The following is a 20,964-nucleotide window of genomic DNA, read 5'->3' on the forward strand; positions in this document are numbered from 1 at the left end:
TATAAAGATTTATTATATAACTAACCGGTTAGTTATATAATAAATCTTTATAATTTTGTTAAGAAAGAAGGAATAAAAATGAAAAAACGAACTTGGTTTATTACTGGTGTAAATAGTGGATTTGGTCGACATATGACTGAACAATTACTTGAACGTGGTGATTGTGTCGCTGGTACTGTACGTAAGATGGATTCTATGAATGACCTCAAAGATAAATATGGTGATCTTCTATGGCTAGCTCATCTAGACGTAACTAATACATCAGCTATTCATGAAGTAGTGAATAAAGCATTCTCTGATCTTGGGAAGATTGATGTGATTATTAATAATGCTGGGTACGGTCTTTTTGGTTCGGCTGAAGAATTAACTGATGATTTAATAATTCAACAAATTAACACAAATCTAATTGGTTCAATTCAAGTAGTACGTGCAGCACTTCCACATTTGCGTGCACAAGATGGAGGTAGAATTATACAGATTTCCTCTTATGGTGGACAAGCAACAAATCCTGGTGCATGTATGTATCATGCAAGCAAATGGGGAATCGAAGGTTTTATTGAATCGACTATGCAGGATGTTGGACCATTCAATATTGGTATCACAATTGTGGAACCAGGTGGTGCTCGTACAGAATTTAGATATGGAAGTTCAAAGATAGCTCCTAAAATTGACGCTTATGATGCAAGCCCTGCAAGTGCGACTAGGCGTTTTATTGAAGAAGGCAAAAATCTTTCAATTGGTGATCCTGCCATGATGGCAAAAATAATAATTAATAGCATTGAACAAAATCCTGCACCCAAACGACTTGTACTTGGAAGTGATTCTTACAATGCCATCCATAAAGCTCTTACCGAACGACTTAAGGTCTTAGAAGAACAAAAAGAACTTGCCTTCTCAACTGATTTTACTACCAATAAATAAAGTACTATTATAATCATATGCATAAAATGAAGGCAGAACACTATACTTTGTGTTCTGCCTTATTATTTAGCTATTTATTAAAACCTTTTAGAAGATCAGCAAAAGGATTATTCATATCAGCTTCTGCTTCTTTTTTCATTTTTTTAATTATATTATTTACTTCTCTTTTGTCAACTTTTCCATTACCTTCAAATCTCTTCTTAAATTGAGATGCTTTTTCTCTGAAATTACAATTGCTACCTGGACATACGTATATGGCACCTTCTCCATGCCCTCTAAGTTCTAGCTTCTTTTTACATTCAGGGCACCTTGCATTCGTCACTCTTGATACACTCTCTCTATATCCACACTCTCTATCCTGGCAAACATTCATTATTCCATTTTTTCCTTTAACCTCTAATAAATATTTACCACAATTAGGACATTTCTTTCCAGTTTTATTATCATGAACAAATTTGCTGTTTCCACCTTTAACATCTTCAACTAATGCAACTGAATAGTTTTTCATCTCTCTTATAAATGAATTATCATCTCTTTTTCCTTTAGCTATTTCATCTAGTTGACTTTCCCACTTAGCTGTCAAAAGAGGTGATTTTAAGTCTGTTGGCACAAGCTCTATTAATTGCTTCCCCTTTGATGTAGGTATTATTTCCTTACCCTTCTTTTCTATAACAAAAGAATTGAATAACTTTTCAATAATATCTGCTCTAGTGGCAACAGTTCCAAGCCCCCCTGTTTCACCTAAGGTCTTAGCTGCCTCCTTAGAAACATTTATAAATTTATGTGGGTTTTCCATGGCTGATAAAAGTGTGGCTTCTGTAAATCTAGCAGGCGGTTTTGTTTCACCTTTCTTTAAATTTACACTTTCTATTTTAATGTTGTCACCTTTAGATACATTAGGCAATACTTGCTCTTTAATATCTTCTTCGCTGTTATCTTCATCTAATTTGTCATAAAGTTTTTTCCAACCTTTAGCTTTAATAACTTTCCCCTTAGCTATTAGCCTCTCTCCATTAACATCTGCTTCTATTGTGGTTTGAACATATTCAAAAGGTGGAAGCATAACACTTAAAAATCTTTTAACTACTAAATCATAAATTTTTCTTTCTTCTGAAGATAAAATTGATAAATTCGGTCTCTCTTCTGTTGGAATTATAGCATGGTGATCACTAACCTTTGAATTATCTACAAAGCCTTTATGACCAGTTATCTTTCCTTTAAGCAATTCCTCTGCTGCTGCTCTGTATTCTCCTATGGATATTGCTTTTAATCTTTCTGGAATTGTAGCTACAATATCAGTAGTAACATATCTTGAGTCTGTCCTTGGATAAGTTAATATTTTGTAATTTTCATAAAGTCTTTGCATTATATTTAATGTTTGTTTTGCAGAATATCCCCATATTTTATTTGCATCTCTTTGTAGTTCAGTTAAATCATATAACGCTGGAGAAAACTTTTTTTTGTTTACTTCACTTATATTAACTATTTTTCCTTCTGAATTTTTTAATTTAGATGATACTTTATTAGCAAATTCTTCATCAAATATTCGTGAATTATTATCTTTATTTATCCATGATAGATTAAAGCCTTTAGTTTTTCCATCTAAAGTGTAGTAAGTTTTTGGTTTAAAGTTTTTTATCTCATCTTCCTTTGATACTATCATAGCTAATGTTGGTGATTGAACCCTTCCTGCTGATAGTTGGGCATTATATTTGCAGGTTAAAGCTCTAGTGACATTAAGTCCTACAAGCCAATCTGCCTCTGCTCTGCATACTGCAGCCCTATAAAGATTTTCATAAGCTTCTCCTGGCTTTAAGTTTCTAAATCCATCCAAAATTGCTTTTTCTGTTTGTGATGAAATCCACAATCTTTTAAGTGGCTTTTTCACACCTGATTTTTCTAAAATCCATCTAGCTACAAGCTCGCCTTCCCTACCAGCATCTGTTGCAATTATAACTTCACTTACATCATTTCTTAATAATTGCTTTTTAACTTCATTATATTGTTTTCCTGTTTTTTTTAATACTGTAAGCTTCATATGTTTAGGAAGCATCGGAAGTGTCTCCATCTTCCATTCTTTATACTTATTATCATATCCTTCTGGGTCCATAAGACCAACCAAATGCCCCATTGCCCAAGTCACTATATATTTACTTCCTTCTATATATGAACCTTTATTTTGATTACACTTAAGAACTTTTGCCAGATCTCTTCCCACTGATGGCTTTTCAGCTAATACAAGAGTTTTACTCATTTTGTTTCTCTTCCTCTCCTTGGCACAGTTAAAATAATAATTAAACATATTATTTTAACTGTGCCTTTTTCTAACGTCAATTATATTTATGTATTAATGTATCAATTATATCATATAAGTTTACATTAAAAGCCCTATACTTTTTTAAAACATAAAGAGTTACCTAGAAAATTATTTCACGGCAACTCTTTATTCCTTCAGCACCTAAAGTTATGATATAACATATTTTAATTTTTTTATTCCGGATAAATACTTTTTGACCTCATCTTTATGTTCAAGTTTAAAGAATATTTTTTTCATTCCAACATTTGTTTTAAAAGAAAGTACATATTTTTCTCCTTCTTCTTTTAAAGAATAATTTTCAACTTTATCCCAAGGAGTTACATATGAATTAAATAAAAGTCCTTTCTCTGTTATACCTGTTTTATTACCAACGAATGCAAGTGGTAATATACAAATGCATACTATAACATTTTCAGTTCCAAAGCTAGAATTCTTAAGAGTCATTATAATAAATACTACTATCATAACTGGTATTATAACCTTAAATTTTTTGCTACCCCTAACTATCAATTTACTTCTTATATCCTTTACAATGAGTAGTATATCTACCGCAAATATAATAATAAATAAAAACATTGTAGATGTATTCATCTTTATCTCTCCTTAATTATTATAGATTATAAATTATTTTTTACCTATTTTTCTTTTATATTCCTAACCTTAAAAACATCTTATTATATCATATTTTGTATAAATTTTCTTTAATAAATTATTATTTTGTAAATTAATAATTTTATCTATATATTTTCGCCATTATATTATATATCCTTTTATACAATTCTATTTATCATCTTATTGTATATATATATAGATATATAATCTATTTCAATAAAAATTATTTAGATGCAAGGGAGGGATTATATGAGAAGAAAAACTTGGACAACTACTATAGATAATATAACTTATAACATAGAATTTACTACTAAATTCTTAAAGAAAGAATTGCTAATAAATTCTATTCCCATAAAACTTGAACCGTCAAAAACTTTTGGAATAACGAGAGAAACAGCCTTTAATCTTGGTAATAAAGCTGCTATTTTAGTCACTATAGACAAAGAAGCTGATATTGCCATTAATGGTATGTATTTGGGCTCAGGTATGAAATATGTAACAGTTAAATATATGCCAAATTGGAATTTTATATTTTTAGGACTAATTTTACTTATTTTTATATTTTCATACAATAGTGTATGTGCTGCTCTCTTTACTCTAATAGGATTATATTTTTTAATTAGAATAAGCGTAGAACCTTCTTTTACTGCCAAGCAGCGCGTTCTTCTTTGTTTTTTTATTACCTTATCAATGCATTTGTTTTTTTGGAATGTACTATTTATTCTACTTACAATATTATAGACAGACGAATTACTTCTTTAATTTATATAATACTCTCTTAATAATACTGAATTTACCATTAGTAAATTTTTATTATATAGAAATACTATATACGTATAATTTAAAAGGAGATGGTTTTATGCAAAATAATAACAATAAAGATTATTCAGAATCTAACTATTTAAGAAATGGAAACAAAACTCAAAATCAACATGCCAAAAGCAGCTTTAATACAACTATAGAAAAACCTGCAAAAAATGAGAGTGGAATAGAAGCAGACAAGAGAGGGTTCTAACTAAATTTTTCAAAAATGAAGGGAGGTTTTCTTATAGATATTTTATAAGAGAACCTCCCTTCATTTTTGAAGAACTAAAGAATGTATATTAGTATTAAAATTATAGACGAATTTTATTAATTATATAGATTATAATCATCTAGTAATGATAATATTTTTTTCACTGCATGTTTTGCATCTTTAGGGAGTTTGTCCATAGCTTCTTGTCTTTGTTCTTCACTGCTGAGCTGGGCAATTTGAATTACTTTTTGCTGAAGTCCTGGCACCCTGTTTAAATCAGAAACTGCCTTATTAAACCTATTAGAAAATTCAGGATCCTGCTGCATTTTCTGTTGAACCGAAACAATTAATTGATAGGGATTCATTTATATAAGCCTCCTATAAAACCTTCTTACTTCTTAATTCATGATATTCCTAAAAACCCTAAAATGTTCAATATAAATTATTTAATATCCTCTATATGTGCAATAATAAAATTACATTTCAGTGAATTTATAGGGGCTAAGAAAATATCCAAATGCAGAATGCATAAAATTAATTTCAACATATACATAATAATTAAGAGGCTTCATAATTGTTTATGAAGCCTCTTAAAATATATTTATTTATATAATGGATGTTTATCACATAAAGCTTCTACTCTAGCCTTAAGTTCTGATAAATCTCCCTCTCTTTTATCTATTGCATCAGAAATAATTGAAGCTATTTCTAACATATCTTCTTTTACAAAACCTCTTGTGGTAATTGCAGCTGTACCTATTCTAATTCCAGAAGTTACAAACGGACTTCTTGTTTCGTTTGGTACTGTATTTTTATTAACAGTTATACCTACTGAATCCAATAAGGTTTCTGCTTCTTTTCCAGTTATATCTTTGTTATTTAAATCAACTAGGAACACATGATTATCTGTTCCACCTGAAACAATTTTAAATCCTTTTGAAATTAATGCGCTTGCAAGTTCTTTACAGTTTTCAACTATATTTTTTCCATATTCTTTAAAACTTGGCTCTAAAGCTTCCTTAAAACATACAGCTTTTGCAGCTATAATATGTTCTAATGGGCCTCCTTGTATACCAGGGAATATATTTTTGTTTAAATCTTTAGCATATTTTTCTTTACAAAGAATCAATCCCCCTCTTGGACCTCTTAGAGTCTTATGTGTTGTTGTAGTGACAAAATCACAATATGGTATTGGTGATGGATGCACTCCTGCAGCAACAAGTCCTGCAATGTGAGCCATATCTACCATAAGTAAAGCGCCAACTTCATCAGCTATTTCTCTGAATTTTGCAAAATCTATAATTCTTCCATATGCACTTGCACCAGCAACTATAAGTTTAGGTTTTGCTTCTTTAGCAATTTTTCTTACATTTTCATAATCTATCATTTCAGTTTCCTTATCAACTCCATATGATACAAAGTTAAACAATTTTCCTGAAAAGTTAACTGGTGAACCATGAGTTAAATGTCCCCCATGGCTTAAATCCATGCCAAGAACAGTATCTCCTGGTTCAAGTACAGTAAAATAAACAGCCATGTTTGCTTGAGAACCTGAATGAGGCTGAACATTAGCATGTTCTGCACCAAATAGTTTCTTAGCTCTATCAATTGCTATCTGTTCTATCTCATCAACAACGTAACATCCGCCATAATATCTTTTACCTGGATATCCTTCAGCATATTTATTAGTTAAATAAGATCCCATAGCTTCCATAACAGCTGGGCTTACAATATTTTCTGATGCTATTAATTCTATACCTTTTTGCTGCCTTTTTAATTCTTTTTCAATTAGATCGTAAATTTCTTTGTCTTCTTTTTGAATATTTTCAAAATTCATTTTTATCACCCCAACATAATTTTTATATTCAAATTATAAGATTTCTTACTATATTAATCAACTATTTTTTGAGTATTTCTGATATTATTAGTATTATTTTTTTATTTTATATAATATTTACACTTCTATATTTACTGTTTTGATACTTGCGCTGAGCATAATTTTACATATAATTAATTTACATTAAAGAACAAAAAATTTTATTATATAAGAAATTTTTATTATATGCTATAATGCAGTTGATAAAATAATTATTGGAGAAAAAACTATGGATTTAAATAAATTACTTAAAGTATCAACGCTGGCCGGAAAAATAATGTTAGAAAGTGGTGCTGAGACTTATAGAGTTGAAGAAACAATAAGTAGAATATGCACTTCCTTTGGTGCTCATACAGCAGATAGTTTTGTAATACCAACAGGAATAATTGTTACAGTTACTTATAATGATGAAGTTGCGACACTTGTTAAAAGAATTACTTCAAGAGGTGTAGACTTAAACAAGATAGACCGTATTAATGATCTTTCTAGAAAAATTCAAAGAGAAAATATTCCTATTTATGACTTTTATGAAGAGCTTGTTAAAATATCTAAAAGCACTAGATATTCATTTTTAGTTACTTTACTTTGGTCTTCTATCGCTGCCGGCTGCTTTTCAATCATGTTTGGTGGGGATATAAAAGATTTTTTTGTTGCGACCTTTATAGGTGCAGTTATTAAAATAGGAGAAATTATCTTCGGACGGTTAGATATAAACGAATTCTTTGTAAATAGCGTTTGTGGTGGCTTATGTGCATTTTTAGCTGCTATAGCAATAAAACTTAATTTATGCTCTAATCTGGATAAAACAATTATAGGCGCGATTATGCTTCTTGTACCAGGACTTACAATTACAAATGCTATTAGAGATACTATAGCAGGTGATTTTTTATCTGGCATCACAAAAGCTTCAGAAGCTTTTTTAGTAGCTGTATCAATAGCAGTTGGAACTGGAGCTATCTTAAGTATCTTAATAACAAGCTTAGGTATTTCTATGTAATTAGTTACAATATTTCTTATAATTGCAGGAGGATTATATGACTGAACAAATTATAGTTTCAATTTTTGCATCTTTGGGATTTGGTATAATTTTTAATATAAGAGGAAAAAAATTAATTTTTGCAGCACTTGGTGGGGGCTTAAGCTGGTTTTGCTATTTATTTTTAGTTGAAAATAAAATAAGCAATATCTTATCCATGTTTATATCTTCTATAATTTTTAGTATATATTCAGAAATCTGTGCACGATATCTAAAAACACCTGTAACAACTTTAGTTGTCTGTGCTCTTATCCCATTAGTTCCTGGGTCCGGTATGTATTATACCATGTATGAAACAATTCGAGGAAATATACATGGTGCTGTAGCTCTTGGATTAGATACAATTTATAGTGCAGGAACTTTATCATTAGGAGTAATTTTCGTATCTACAATAACAAGACAAGTTACAAATCTAAAAAAAGTTAGGCAAAAATTATTTGGAAAACAAAATAATAGCTAGTATTAAAGTTGACTTTAATACTAGCTATTATTAATTTATCTATTTATAACCCTAATCTTCTTTCAAGCTCTGATATCCCATCTTCAACTTCTTCAATAGGCAGATTACCTTCTTTTAGTTCATCGTGGTCAACTTCCTTAAGTCTATTATAAAATTTCATTCCTTCAAGTATAACACTGCCATCATTATCAGTCTTTCTAAGCATATAAAATAAGGTGTCTTCAGCTTTATCAAATTTTTTAGAATACTCATATATTTTTAAGCTCTTCTTATCAATATCAAGAGAAAGTTCATAATTACTAAGTTCATCTGCTACTTCTACTGCCTCATCTAAATATTTAGCAGTCAATTCATCATCTTCTATATAGGCCTTATAAAAACCTTCTAGAGATTTTTCATAGTACTGAAGTTTTGCATTTTGATTATCCTCTTTATCACTTATTAATCCTTTTAGCTTCATAAGACTTCCAAAAGCTATAAACTTTTCAGCATTATATTGCATTTCCTTGCTTATAAGTGCTGCTATACTATCAAAGGAGAATACATCTACAGTCCCCATATCTAGTCCAACTAATCTTCTTAGCTGCTTATTTACTTTTTCTTTAGCTTCTTCTAAATTTCCATCAAATATATCTTTATTAACTTCTTCCTTAACTAATCTTAAATTGTTTTCTATTTCTCTAACGTGATCATTCTTTATCATCTTAGTATCTACACCTCACCTTTGTCTTGCATGATTATGTTTAAAATCTAAACTCTATTTCATTTTAACCTAACTTTTATTATATTAAAAATTTACAACTTTGTACTGGATCTATCTATAACAGATATAACTTTATTAATTTAATTAATATTTACATTTACCATCAGATTATAATAAATAATTATAAAATATTCCATACAAAATTTATATATTTATCAAAAGATCTTATACAGCACACTTTTATATATTTTTCATACAATATACTATAAAAAGAATCTCTTATAACTCAATTATACGGAGAAAACTTTGATAAACTTATGATAGTATGGAGGTATATTATGAACATTTTATGTGAAAACGAACGCGGTTATGAATATTCTGATAATCGCCCTTATTATCCATCATGTGGCTGTGGGTATGGTTGTGCTCCTCAAGAACCTGGCAGAGCTATATTAAATGTTGGATGTGGTGGAATTGGACCAATGCCTATAATTTCAACACCATTATCTAGACCTATTCCTGTAGCTAGCGTATCAGTTGATACTACTTGCATGTGCAATCCTAAAGTTCTTTTAACTTTTACTAGCTTAATCTGTTTACCAGCAACTGTTGCTGTAACATTAAACTTTATTATAATTAAGAGTCTTGCAGATGGAGCACCTCAACCAGTAGGTGGAACTCATACTTTCTCTGAAATAGCAAGCGTTTTGGAATCTGAATCATTTGCTTTCCAATATTGCGATTGCAATCCAGCATGCGGAAATGTAACTTATACAGTTCAGCTTGAACCAAGTAGCTTGATTGCTGAGACAGCTGGTTTGACTATAACTAACGCAACATTATCAGCTTTAGCTGTTGAAACTCTATAATAATAGTAAGTAATTATATTACAGGGAGCTCTATTTATAGAGCTTCTCTTGATTTTCTATGTTGTTTTATTATACTTAGCTTTGAAACAAGCCGATGAATAAACTTTCAATTACTCATCGACCTACTTTATTATTTAGCCTTCTAAAAATCCAAGCACTTTTAATACCTCAGCCCCAATTTTTCTTTCGGCGCCTTTATATGGATAGCAATGAATATGGATTGCAGGATTAAAATTAAGTTCAATTATTGCATAGTTTGAATTTTCATCAGAATAATCCTCTAACATCATGTCTACACCGCAAATTCTAGCATTAACAGCTTTAGCCGCTTGAACAGCTATCTTTTTAAACTTTTCTGGAATATCATCAGTGTAATCTACGCTGTCTCCTCCAGTACTTATATTGGAATTTTCCCTTAAGTAAACTACTTCATCCTTTTTAGGAACATAATTAAAATCTTTATTCTGCTGTCTTAAAAATAGCTCAGCATTCTCATCTAATATTATTTTTTCAAGAGGAGTAACATAATGGTATCCTCGAAGAGGATCTTGATTTTTTACTTCTACAAGTTCTGTAATAGAATTTATGCCATTTCCTTTAACGTTGGCTGGAACTCTGTGAAGTATTCCTACAACTTTATCATCTATAACTAAAAAGCGATATTCTTTTCCTTTTACAAATTCCTCAATAAGAACTGTATTATCATGTTTAAAAGCAATTTCAAAGGCTTTTTGTATACTTTTCTCATCTGTTCCATCTTTAAAAATACTTATTCCTAAGCCAAAGTTAGTCGATTTAGGCTTTATTACTATTGGAATATTTACAAAATCCTTTATTACATTTAAAGCTTCATTCATAGAATTTACTTCTATTCCTTGTGGAACTTTAATTTTATTTTCCGATAATACCTTTTTAGTAACACTTTTATTTTCCATAATTAAAACTGTTACATAGTTATCCTTTGAAGTTTTTGTTGCCTGCTTTACATATTCTATTTTATTATTCTTTTTTAGAGAAATAAAATTTTCTGTTTTATCTAAAACCTCAACCTTAATACCTCTTTTTATTGCATCCTTCATTAAAATTTGAGTAGATAACTCTAATGCTTCGTATCCTTGCAACTTAAATCTATTATCATAAGCACTTTTCTTATACTTCTTTGCTAAATTCAAATGAGCATTAATATACCCTTCTTCTTTAACCTTTTGCTCAATCTTATATGCATAGGTCAACTTATTATCTTTTATTTTTTCAATCATTAGATTTATAATTTCTTCTTTATCAAGCTTAAGTTCATTGTTTATATTTTTAATTTTTTCTAATATTTCTAATCCCCACTGTTTCTTTGGAATTGGAACTCCATTTTTCTTTAACATAATATCATTTTGACCAAGCTTTGAAATAATTCTTTGATTCTCATTTCCTTCTTCCTGCCACTTATCATAATCATTTTCATCATTTATTAATAAGAATAAATTGAATATTTGAAGAAAATATAAGTCATTTAGACTTATTCCTCCTTTTTCAAATGGATTTATATCAATGCTTCTGTACTCTAAATATTTAATTCCATCACCACTAAGTGAGCTAAAGAAATCATCTGGATCAGCTGGTTTAGGTCTTATACAGCTATATAATTCTTTGTAACTATCTATAAGTTTGTCGCTTATAAACTCTTTTAAGCTTTCGATGTAACTTTCAACGGAATCATAATTTGGATATAAATCAATTTTATTCTTATAACCACATTCGCTGTTTCTATAAGATAAAGCTCCTTCATTTGAAAAACTATCTTGCGCAATTTGTGTAGATGACTTTAAGCATTTACCAACATAGCTCTTATCTACAACACCACTCGCACCTAATAAATATATTATAAACCATCTATAACGCAAGTAATTCCTTGCTATTTTTAAATAAATGTTATTTTTAAATTCTTTGTAACTAATATTCTGCTTACCACAGTTTCCTTTAAATAAAAATTTATTAAATTTTTTACTATTATATAATTTTACTAAGAATTCATCACTAAAAGAAAAATTATAATGTATACCACAAATAATTTGTTTTTTACCACCATATCTTTCAATTAAACTTTCTCTATATAATCTGGCTGCCGTACCCTTACTACTTTCACCATACTCTGCAATTCTAATTTTATCATCTGCAGGGACTATACCTGGCATTGATTGCGGCCATAAATACTCATCTCCAATTTCCATTGCAACAATATCATAAAGTGCATTTGAAAAATTATAGACATTTTCCACATTTGTAAAAGGTGGTGTTACAACCTCAACTTGGCTTTCTGCAAAATCTGTAGTTATATATGAATTTTCAACTTTATCACCAAATATTTCCGGATGATTTTTTTCTGATAATTCTCCATTATCATTTACTCTTAAACTTTCTCTTTCAATCCCATAATTTCCTTTTAATAATTCATAAGGCGTAAATAATTCTTTAAGTTCGTTTAACATGAATTGTCCCCCTGTTAATATTTTCTTTTTACTTGAATTATATATAATAAATAAGCTGTAATCCCCTTAAGTATGCTTGATAATGAAATGCTCATCCAAATACCAGTAAGCCCAAAAGGCTTAATTAAAGCTAATGACATTGGAATACGTAAACCTGTAAATATTATACTTATAATTGAAGAAATTTTAGGCTTGCCAATTCCAGTGAATAGACCGTTTGACACTGTTTCAATAGTACTAAAAATCTGCGAAAAAGCTACTGCTTGTAAGTAAGCTTTTGCAATAACTATGGTATTTTCATCTCTAACAAATAATTTAATAAATGGAACATTAAAAAACATAAATAAAAATGCCATTATAAGCGAATATATCGCACCAATTCGTATTGCTGTATTATATCCTTCTTTTATTCTGTCATACTTTTTTGCACCAAAGTTCTGACCTGTAAAAGCCGCTATTGCACCATGCAGCCCGCCTATAACCATATAGGTAATTGATTCAATTTGTAATCCTATTTTTTGAGCTGCAATAGCATCTGAGCCGAATATCGCAATAATTCGTGCAATGAATATATTTATTATAGTAAATAAAATTCTTTGAAGTGCCATTGGAAATCCTAAAACTATTATTTCTTTTATTTGTTCATAGTATATTTTTGTTTTTAGATTATATTTAAGTATATCCGATGATTTAGACAAATATAGCAAAAACATTATAATATTAGCCAGCATTGTTGCAATTGCTGCTCCAATCACTCCAAACTTGAATACATAAATAAAAATCGGATCTAATATAATATTTGCAACCACACCTATTGAGTTAATATTAAATGGTAATTTGTTATTTCCAAAGCTTCCAAGTATTCTTGCATAAAGCAGATTATAAAAAGTAAAAAACATAGTTGGTCCACTTACAGCTAAAAATAGATAAGAGTCTCTTGCAACACTTGGATTATCAATATGCAAAAAATCTATTAGACTTCTTCCACTTAAAATCAATACTGATGCAAATAAAATCGCCATTATTGTATTTATTAAAAGCCCCGCATTAATATATTCTTTAACTTCATTATCATCTTTTTTTCCAATAGCATGAGCAACTTTTATTCCAGTACCAATAACAACTAAGGAATTTATTGAATAGCCAAGTCCCATATAAAAACTTGCAGATCCGACACTGGCAATAGCACCACTCCCAAGGCCGCCAACCCATAACATATCAACTAAATTATATGTAAATTGTAATAAAGAACTTCCCATTATAGGAACAGATAAGGTTGTCAATACTTTTAAAGTTTTTCCTTCGGTCAAATCTGTTTTATTCATATTACCCCCTACTATTATCTGTATTACAATGCACATTAAATTTTTTACTATCGCATATGCATTTTTCTTTTTCTGTGACTAGCTTTAATAAGAATAATACCAATCGATTCGCATTATTTATATTTAATTTATACAAATTCCAAATTCCATCCTTTCTAGCTTCAACTAAACCACAATCAATTAATACTTTCATATGATGAGATAACGTAGGTTGAGTAAAATTAAAACTTTCCAATATCTCACACGCACATTTCTCTCCGCACGAAAGCAGATCTATTATATTAAGTCTATTAGGATCGCTTAAAGCCTTCAGTATTTTAGCATTTTCTTCATATTCTGTGCTCACCTTATACTCCTCTCAACATTATCCATATTTATTTCTACGTATACAGTATAGATATTCATCTATATGTAGTCAATAATTTTATTTTATTTTACTATTTTAATATCTTTACGTATATACATATATCTATTTGTTATTTTTATACAACTACAATTATAAATGTATTTATACTTATTATTAGAATTAAATTCAAATTTTTTTATAATAGTTATATCCAGATCATTAGTATTATTTACATAAAAATAGATCTCAATCTTTCATATATTAAAAAACTTGAGATCTATTTCTATTTTAATTTTGTTATATTTCTATTACATCGTGAAAATATCATCATTCAACTTTATATCTTACTATTTAATTTCCCTTCTTAAAATATAATTTCCAATGAAGAATCCATGTTTGTTATAAAATGGTAGAGCTTCATCATTTGCATAAACAACATTGATTTCAATTTTTACTATTCCATTAGATTCAAACCATTTCAAAGCATTATTCATTAGCTTGTCTCCTAATCCAAGTTTACGATATTGCTCTTCTATGAAAATAGATTCTATTTCTCCAAAAGTATCTTCAATTGAACATAAGCAATATCCAATATATTCATCTTTTGCGGTATCTAAAAGCACTTCAAGTTTAATGCTCCCTTTTTGTGCCTTTTCATAAATTGATTTCATTCTTTCTTCAAAAGTAAATGTTTTATATTTCGCTTTAAAATAAACTGACTTATTAAGATGAATCAAATTAAGTTTCTCCCATAATGGCTTTATCATATTTATTTCAGATATATCCTTTTCAATTATGTTAATATTCATTATATAACTCTCTCCTCATATATAAACCTTTATAAAATTGTATTATCAATATAATTACATGTAAATTCAATTGCTTTTTTAGTCACTTCTTCACATAGATGTGGGGGGTTATCTTTATTAAATCCCTGAGGTCTTAATTCTCTACAAATTAAACTTCCAAAATTACTTTGAAAGTTATCTGCAAAATTGTAACAATATTCTACGATCCTTTTATTATCACATCTAAGTTTTCTACCCCAAATACCTATGAACATTAAAGCTCCTTCTACTAATCCACATTGAGCTCCAAACTTTCCTGCACCATGCATTCCAATAGCAGAATCTATTATTTGAGATTCTAATTCTATCTTATAGATACTTCCTAAAGTTTTTAATACTGTTGTAGCGCAATTTAAATCATCTTCCCAATAATATTTATTAACCCTTTCATTAATTATATCTCTGTTTATGTTCATTATGAATCCTCCAATACAACTATATTTATTATATAAATTATAATTGAAAATCATATCTCAATTATAATTAAGCAGTTATTGTTCCTTGATGGAAAATCATTTTCCACTTACCCTCAAAGCACTTCCATACAGAACTACGCAGTGAATACTTTTTGTTTTCATTCAATTCATTATGCTTTATTAATCTATATGTTGCTAATACACAGTCGTTACTGAGTTGATCTATTTTAAAGTCTGTTATCTCCCAATACATATCTTGTACATTAATATATTCATCTATTGCTTGTCCTATATTGTAATTATATATATATCCTGAACTTGTAAACTCTGTAAAGCCATCTATTAACAATTCACTTGTCCTTTCTGCAGATTGTCTTATCTCAGGTTTTAATAAATCATTTTCAAGTTTTAATATATGATTTTTAAGCAATTCCATTTATTATCTCCACCTTAGTAAATATTTTTTCTTATAAAAATTAAAAGTAAATTTTTCTCCATTAATTAAAAATATTTAAATTTTCCCTTACTCCTCTCAAGGCGCATGTTTTCTATAAATATTTATATATTTACATATTTTTATATAAAAATATGTTTCTTTATATGTATGTTCCTAGATAAATATATTTCTATAAACAAATTTACATAGAAATATTTAAATATATTTTTAAATGTTCATATTTTTATATGAACCTATAAAAATAAATAAATATTTTTATATTTTCCCATTTAAGTGGTTATATATTTTTATATTTCTAAGATATAGTTAAAGATTAATTATATCTACTTTACTATTAAGGTAATATCAATCTATTAATAAAAGTATTAGATTATAACATTCTTTATAATCATTTATATTTATTTCAAAATAATCCATAATTTTATATTATACCATTTGCTTTTTTATTTCCACTTACTTTCTGTTTTTTCATCGTGCTTTATTATATGAAATCGCAAAACTTTAACGAAATTAATTGTTTCTCACTAATTGCTATCTTAACTCCTAATCTGCTCGCTAATGGAGTAGCAAAGTTCTCTTTATAATTCAATCCTACTTCATCTCCTGGTAATCCTCTTATTCCCCAATTGCACTTAGGAGTTTCAAAAATTGTTATTTCAACATCATTAGGCAATATCTCTAACTCATTTTGTATCCTCTCAAATAAAAGTCCTATTAGTTTTTTCTTTGCTTCAACACTTCTTCCCTCAAATATACTAATTTTAATTATTATATATTTTTCTGTTCTATCATTTGGAAAATAAAAATATTCCTTGTCTAAAGGAAAAAATCTATGAAATCTCTTTTCCTTTGGATACTGAAAAGCTTCTACTTCACAAGATTGAATAATATCTGACAACCATCCTTTAATACTGTTTAAATTATCTTTTAGACCATAAATTTTAATTTGTCCCATTCTAATTACCTCCTGGTTTTTATATTTTAAAAATAGTTATTATCTTAAATTTATTGATTTACATATCTCTCGCCCTCTCATATAAATAATTTTAAAAGCAAAAAAGCCACTTCATCCCTATATGGGACAAAGTGACCATGCGCCACCCATATTTATTTCTTATATTAAAATATGTATCAGCCAAAAACTCTATAAAATAAAAAAACACTTCACCCCAACAAGGGCAAAATGAATATTCTGCTATACCACCTTAATATAAAATCAGCTTTCTTTCAGGTACAGATATTACTCGATACCCTGTCCCTGTAACGGCGGACTATCGATTTACTGCTACTATTATTTCACATCACATCTCCGAGACCCATTCAATATAATCTATAGAATTTGGCTTCCACTATCCCAAATTCACTTTAGCTTAGTTCTTATACTTACTCTTTCTCTTCATCAAATTTAATTTTTTGTTTTTTTACATTATATTGCCAAATATATAGAAAGTCAATATATATTTATTAAGTTAATATTATTAGGATCATCAACACAAAAAATATAAAATAATCAGAAATCATTGCAAATACTTCGTCTCTGCTTCTATTTTTATTAAAGAAATGTAAACATCCTGCAAGTCCAAAGTATAAACCACCTGCTATTGCGGCAGCTAATCGAAACTCTGGATAAAAGAATGAAAATATACCAATTGAACCAAAGCTTATATTTGCAAAGCCAATTTCTCTAACAATAACAAAACATCTTTCTTCATTAACTTTAAATATTTCTTTTGCTGTAAATGAAGGATTGATTGCCTGCTTTAATCCTGCTGACATCAAACGTAATCCTACACCTGAAAAAACAAACCACTTAAACATCAAACTAAATATATTAACTTCAAATTTTAAAATAAAAACATCAGCAATCACTCCAATTATAGGGAGTAAAAGAAAAAATACAATTACTGATATTTCATACAAACCTATTTTTTTCATTTATCTTTTCTCTCCAAACTAAATTTTAAAATTCTTTACGTATTTTGTTTATAATAATTTGAGTTATTTCTTTAATACTTATATTTTGAGTATCTATATATTCACTGAAATCATAATTTTCATAAGCATTAAGACATTTTTCTGTTTGCAAAAAAGCCCAACTATTAGGTTTTTCTCCTCTTTGACTTAGTCTTGAATGTATAGTATTAAGTGGTGCTGTCAAGCAAAAATGATATATGTCATTATCAATTTTCTTAAAACCACTGAAAATATATTTAAAGTAATCAACTTTCCTTATAGTCATTGGAATAATTAGATGTCTATTATATTGTTGTTTAATTTCCTTAGCCATAATTACTACAGTCTTTTTCCATAAACTAAAATCTTGAAAATCACCTGTTTTTTCTTCATCTTGCATAATTTCGATTGGGATAATATTTCGTAGTAATAATCCTACTGCTTCTGGATCATAAATCATACTATTTTTAATGTTTTTTACTAAGCAGTTCGCTACTGATGTCTTACCAACACCAAATGCACCATTTATCATTATTATCACAAGTCATCCCCTCCGTTACTAATTCTTTTTAAAGAATTCCAACTTAATATCGTTGTTTTGAAGCCTCTAATACTACCAAGCGTAATGTTCTAAAAAAACGATCACTTAATACAATCGTTAGGTTCAAGCCATAATATATCATAGCCTTCTTTAATCTTATTACCTGTTTGAGATTTCAACTTTATACTGTGGAAATATCCTATACCTTTTTTATATTCACCTATCTTTATTGATTTACCACTATTAATAATCTTACTAATAACTATGTTATACACTCTTCGATAACTTTTTTTACTAATCAAGCCCCAATAATTTCATCACTTTATCAAATACTTTCTTGTCTCTTATATTTCCTTTGCTAATTTGCTCCACTTTACTATATTTTTCCGATTCTCTTGAATATTAAAATCCATTACTTGCACAAATCTATTTATTAATATCAAACCAAATATTAAATTGTCCAATCAAATATTGAATAGTATCTTCAAGTGTAAAAATGTCATTATGAAGAGCATTTTTAACTTCTTTAACTAATAATCCAGTTTCTTTAAGATTAAAAGATGAATTTATTATTTCAGGTACATCTCTTGAACCATATATAATCATTTTATTTTTACTATTATCATTGTCTAATATTGGTATCATTTCAATAACTTTAAATAAATTTTCATCCGCTGATTCTTTTACTCTATACCCTCTCATATTATTCAAAATTTCTTGGGTCTTCTCACTAAAATTCCTATCCAATGCAGGTGATATTCCTACTGCATAATCAGCATTACTTATTAATGATAATCTGCCTCCTAAAGAATGACCAATAGCTACTACTTTTTGCCCACAGTTACGCCAATATTTAATAACTTCTTCAATATCCAACAATATGTTTCCATCAAATAAATTAGTGTTTTCACCATGACCTCTCAAATCAATAACACAAGTTGTTATACCAAGCTCAGCTACACGATAAGCTAAACCAAGTTGCTCCTCTTTACATCCACCATACCCATGTGTTATTACTGCAACTCCAATTGAATTGGAAGGTATTAAAATAATACTTGGAATATTAATTCCGTTAGCATATATTGTCTCTCTTTTTATTTTCATCATTATTCGCTCCATTCTATAAGGCTTTAGTATTTTATAAAATATTTTGCCTTCTATTCTACTTTTTTCTGACAATCAAATTAAAGTGTTTTGAGCAATACTCTGTATTTTTTATACTATATTCTGTTTGCTCAACAGGTGCTTTTATAAAATCAAAGTCAGAAAAGTATTTTCTTATATCATCAATATCAACATAAAAATGAGGTACATCTCGCTCTGTATCATGTTCATCTCTCAAAATAGTATTACTATCTATACACTTGTACTGATCTGATCTTTGATATGACCAAGTATTTTTTGAAATTAAAGTAATAAATAATTCTCCATTACTTTTTAATACTCTCTTTATTTCTTCGAGGGATTTAAGGAATCCCTGTGTATCAGTATGATAAATGACATTATAAGCTATTACACAATCAAATGTATTATTTTCAAATGGTAAATTAACCATATCACATACTTTTGTCTTAATATTCAATTTCTCTTTATCAGACCAATTTTTCACGTGATTTACAGCATACTCAGATAAATCTACAGAAGTTACTTCATATCCTTTCTGTGCAAAAAATATTGAATGTCTTCCTAATCCACATCCTAAATCAAGAAACTTATTAAAACATTTTGATTTCCAGGATTCAGCTAAATAAAATGCTTCTATTGAAGGATTTAGCCACTGGTCATCTTCATTTTTACTCCAATCCCAAGCTTTTGATTCAATCATATTTAATCCCCCTCACAATGCAATATTTCTTCTAAATTTTCGAGGTTGCGTTCCTTGATGAAAAATCATTTTCCACTTACCTTCAAAGCGCTTCCATATAGAGCTACGAAGTGAATATTTTTTATTTTCATTTAATTCACTATGTTTTATTAATTTGTAGGTTACTAATACACAATCATTTCTTACTAATAATGTAATCTCTATATATACTTATTATTTATATAAAATAAACACCTTATCCATTATTATTATTTTCTTCCTGTCATCAAAAATAATGAATACTTCACTTTTATCTCTTCTACAACTTTTTCATCTTCATAAAAAGTAGTAGACTCTACTCCCTTAAATCCTGCTTTTAATAATACATTTTTGAGATCATTCTGATTAAATCCATTATGCCCATTAAAATCTTTTTCTTCTTTATGGAAACTTCCATCTTCTTCATCTAAATCAATAATACATAAATAACCATCTGACTTTAGTAATTTATATAAATTCTTTATCGTTGCTTCTGTATCAATAATATGATGTAAAGCCATAGACGTATATATTACATCATAGCTATCCCCTGACAAAGTATGATTTTCATTTATATCTATTTGATACGCCTTCATATTATCTATTTCAAATGATTCTATCTTAGAGTTCAATACATCAATCATACCTTTTGACGTATCAACAAGAGTTATCATTTCAAATTTATCATTAAGACAAAAACTTATAAGTCCTGTGCCACAACCGAATTCAAGTGCAGTATACTGCTTTTCTATCTGAATTGATTTACTTATTTCTTCTGCAATTAATTTAGCTCTGTTCTTTCTTCTTTCATCATCCCATGTTATGGACTGTATATCAAAATTCATAATGCTAACTCCTCTTTTTTTAATTCATTATTCTACATCATTTTTTATTGACCTGTTGTAAAATGAAATTGAACTAATAAAAAATCCATAGTTGATTATTC

23 protein-coding genes and 1 pseudogene are annotated in these 20,964 nt (G+C 28.6%); 6 read left to right on the plus strand and 18 right to left on the minus strand.

The window, feature by feature from the left end; all coding sequences use genetic code 11:
* Positions 1-78 precede the first annotated feature (78 nt).
* Positions 79-921: an SDR family oxidoreductase gene (locus CLOBL_RS22050; protein WP_077860993.1), complete on the plus strand. Its 843-nt coding sequence runs from the start codon at positions 79-81 to the stop codon at positions 919-921.
* A gap of 70 nt (positions 922-991) precedes the next feature.
* On the opposite strand, the gene CLOBL_RS22055 is transcribed toward CLOBL_RS22050, so the two are convergent.
* Together CLOBL_RS22055 and CLOBL_RS22060 are read right to left on the minus strand one after the other, a co-directional pair.
* Positions 992-3,175 (minus strand): DNA topoisomerase III, encoded by a 2,184-nt coding sequence (locus tag CLOBL_RS22055; RefSeq protein ID WP_077860994.1) that lies wholly within the window; start codon positions 3,173-3,175, stop codon positions 992-994.
* Between the two features lie 210 nt (positions 3,176-3,385).
* Entirely contained in the window at positions 3,386-3,829 is a 444-nt protein-coding gene (locus CLOBL_RS22060) for a DUF5673 domain-containing protein (protein ID WP_077860995.1), read from the minus strand.
* A 270-nt stretch (positions 3,830-4,099) separates the two neighbouring features.
* Here CLOBL_RS22060 and CLOBL_RS22065 point away from each other — a divergent pair, with 270 nt between their 5' ends.
* Together CLOBL_RS22065 and CLOBL_RS28205 are read left to right on the plus strand one after the other, a co-directional pair.
* Positions 4,100-4,591: a hypothetical protein gene (locus CLOBL_RS22065; RefSeq protein ID WP_077860996.1), complete on the plus strand. Its 492-nt coding sequence runs from the start codon at positions 4,100-4,102 to the stop codon at positions 4,589-4,591.
* Between the two features lie 118 nt (positions 4,592-4,709).
* Positions 4,710-4,865, plus strand: coding sequence for a hypothetical protein (locus CLOBL_RS28205; RefSeq protein ID WP_179117817.1), 156 nt, complete (start codon positions 4,710-4,712; stop codon positions 4,863-4,865).
* A 116-nt stretch (positions 4,866-4,981) separates the two neighbouring features.
* On the opposite strand, the gene CLOBL_RS22070 is transcribed toward CLOBL_RS28205, so the two are convergent.
* Together CLOBL_RS22070 and glyA are read right to left on the minus strand one after the other, a co-directional pair.
* On the minus strand, positions 4,982-5,230 hold the full coding sequence (locus CLOBL_RS22070) for a hypothetical protein (RefSeq protein WP_077860997.1): 249 nt from the start codon (positions 5,228-5,230) through the stop codon (positions 4,982-4,984).
* 236 nt (positions 5,231-5,466) lie between these two features.
* The gene (gene glyA, locus CLOBL_RS22075) at positions 5,467-6,702 is read right to left on the minus strand and encodes a serine hydroxymethyltransferase (protein ID WP_077860998.1); all 1,236 of its coding nucleotides are present in this window, start codon (positions 6,700-6,702) and stop codon (positions 5,467-5,469) included.
* Between the two features lie 268 nt (positions 6,703-6,970).
* On the opposite strand from glyA, the gene CLOBL_RS22080 reads away from it, so the two are divergent.
* Both CLOBL_RS22080 and CLOBL_RS22085 read left to right on the plus strand, forming a co-directional pair.
* Positions 6,971-7,738, plus strand: a complete 768-nt coding sequence (locus tag CLOBL_RS22080; RefSeq protein ID WP_077860999.1) for a threonine/serine exporter family protein — start codon at positions 6,971-6,973, stop codon at positions 7,736-7,738.
* A gap of 37 nt (positions 7,739-7,775) precedes the next feature.
* Positions 7,776-8,237 (plus strand): threonine/serine exporter family protein, encoded by a 462-nt coding sequence (locus CLOBL_RS22085; protein WP_077861000.1) that lies wholly within the window; start codon positions 7,776-7,778, stop codon positions 8,235-8,237.
* Positions 8,238-8,280: 43 nt separating this feature from the next.
* Here the strand turns inward: CLOBL_RS22085 and CLOBL_RS22090 are convergent, their stop codons facing one another.
* The gene (locus tag CLOBL_RS22090) at positions 8,281-8,940 is read right to left on the minus strand and encodes a DUF6483 family protein (RefSeq protein ID WP_077861001.1); all 660 of its coding nucleotides are present in this window, start codon (positions 8,938-8,940) and stop codon (positions 8,281-8,283) included.
* A gap of 338 nt (positions 8,941-9,278) precedes the next feature.
* Between CLOBL_RS22090 and CLOBL_RS22095 the strand changes: the two genes are divergently transcribed.
* The gene (locus CLOBL_RS22095) at positions 9,279-9,809 is read left to right on the plus strand and encodes a DUF4489 domain-containing protein (protein ID WP_077861002.1); all 531 of its coding nucleotides are present in this window, start codon (positions 9,279-9,281) and stop codon (positions 9,807-9,809) included.
* Positions 9,810-9,943: 134 nt separating this feature from the next.
* On the opposite strand, the gene gshAB is transcribed toward CLOBL_RS22095, so the two are convergent.
* From gshAB to CLOBL_RS22160, 13 genes and pseudogenes are all read right to left on the minus strand, one after another.
* Complete coding sequence (gene gshAB, locus CLOBL_RS22100) at positions 9,944-12,289, minus strand: bifunctional glutamate--cysteine ligase GshA/glutathione synthetase GshB (RefSeq protein ID WP_077861003.1); 2,346 nt, start codon at positions 12,287-12,289, stop codon at positions 9,944-9,946.
* 14 nt (positions 12,290-12,303) lie between these two features.
* Positions 12,304-13,614: an MATE family efflux transporter gene (locus CLOBL_RS22105; protein WP_077861004.1), complete on the minus strand. Its 1,311-nt coding sequence runs from the start codon at positions 13,612-13,614 to the stop codon at positions 12,304-12,306.
* Position 13,615: 1 nt separating this feature from the next.
* Positions 13,616-13,960 (minus strand): metalloregulator ArsR/SmtB family transcription factor, encoded by a 345-nt coding sequence (locus CLOBL_RS22110; RefSeq protein WP_077861005.1) that lies wholly within the window; start codon positions 13,958-13,960, stop codon positions 13,616-13,618.
* A 347-nt stretch (positions 13,961-14,307) separates the two neighbouring features.
* Positions 14,308-14,769: a GNAT family N-acetyltransferase gene (locus CLOBL_RS22115; protein WP_077861006.1), complete on the minus strand. Its 462-nt coding sequence runs from the start codon at positions 14,767-14,769 to the stop codon at positions 14,308-14,310.
* 29 nt (positions 14,770-14,798) lie between these two features.
* Positions 14,799-15,224 (minus strand): C-GCAxxG-C-C family protein, encoded by a 426-nt coding sequence (locus tag CLOBL_RS22120; RefSeq protein WP_077861007.1) that lies wholly within the window; start codon positions 15,222-15,224, stop codon positions 14,799-14,801.
* A 67-nt stretch (positions 15,225-15,291) separates the two neighbouring features.
* The gene (locus tag CLOBL_RS22125) at positions 15,292-15,660 is read right to left on the minus strand and encodes a DUF4440 domain-containing protein (protein ID WP_077861008.1); all 369 of its coding nucleotides are present in this window, start codon (positions 15,658-15,660) and stop codon (positions 15,292-15,294) included.
* Positions 15,661-16,162: 502 nt separating this feature from the next.
* Entirely contained in the window at positions 16,163-16,636 is a 474-nt protein-coding gene (locus tag CLOBL_RS22130) for a tautomerase family protein (RefSeq protein WP_077861009.1), read from the minus strand.
* Positions 16,637-17,145: 509 nt separating this feature from the next.
* Positions 17,146-17,616 (minus strand): DUF6790 family protein, encoded by a 471-nt coding sequence (locus CLOBL_RS22140; RefSeq protein ID WP_077861010.1) that lies wholly within the window; start codon positions 17,614-17,616, stop codon positions 17,146-17,148.
* Between the two features lie 25 nt (positions 17,617-17,641).
* Positions 17,642-18,166: an AAA family ATPase gene (locus CLOBL_RS22145; protein WP_242953901.1), complete on the minus strand. Its 525-nt coding sequence runs from the start codon at positions 18,164-18,166 to the stop codon at positions 17,642-17,644.
* Between the two features lie 435 nt (positions 18,167-18,601).
* Complete coding sequence (locus tag CLOBL_RS22150; protein WP_242953900.1) at positions 18,602-19,282, minus strand: alpha/beta fold hydrolase; 681 nt, start codon at positions 19,280-19,282, stop codon at positions 18,602-18,604.
* 55 nt (positions 19,283-19,337) lie between these two features.
* Entirely contained in the window at positions 19,338-20,000 is a 663-nt protein-coding gene (locus CLOBL_RS22155; protein WP_077861013.1) for a class I SAM-dependent methyltransferase, read from the minus strand.
* Positions 20,001-20,012: 12 nt separating this feature from the next.
* Positions 20,013-20,180: pseudogene (locus CLOBL_RS28675) on the minus strand (DUF4440 domain-containing protein); the annotation flags it as partial.
* Positions 20,181-20,248: 68 nt separating this feature from the next.
* Positions 20,249-20,863 carry a class I SAM-dependent methyltransferase gene (locus CLOBL_RS22160; protein WP_077861014.1) on the minus strand — a complete coding sequence of 205 codons (615 nt, stop codon included), beginning with the start codon at positions 20,861-20,863 and terminating at the stop codon, positions 20,249-20,251.
* Positions 20,864-20,964 lie beyond the last annotated feature (101 nt).

Source organism: Clostridium sp. BL-8 (assembly GCF_002006495.1).
Classification (GTDB): domain Bacteria; phylum Bacillota; class Clostridia; order Clostridiales; family Clostridiaceae; genus Clostridium.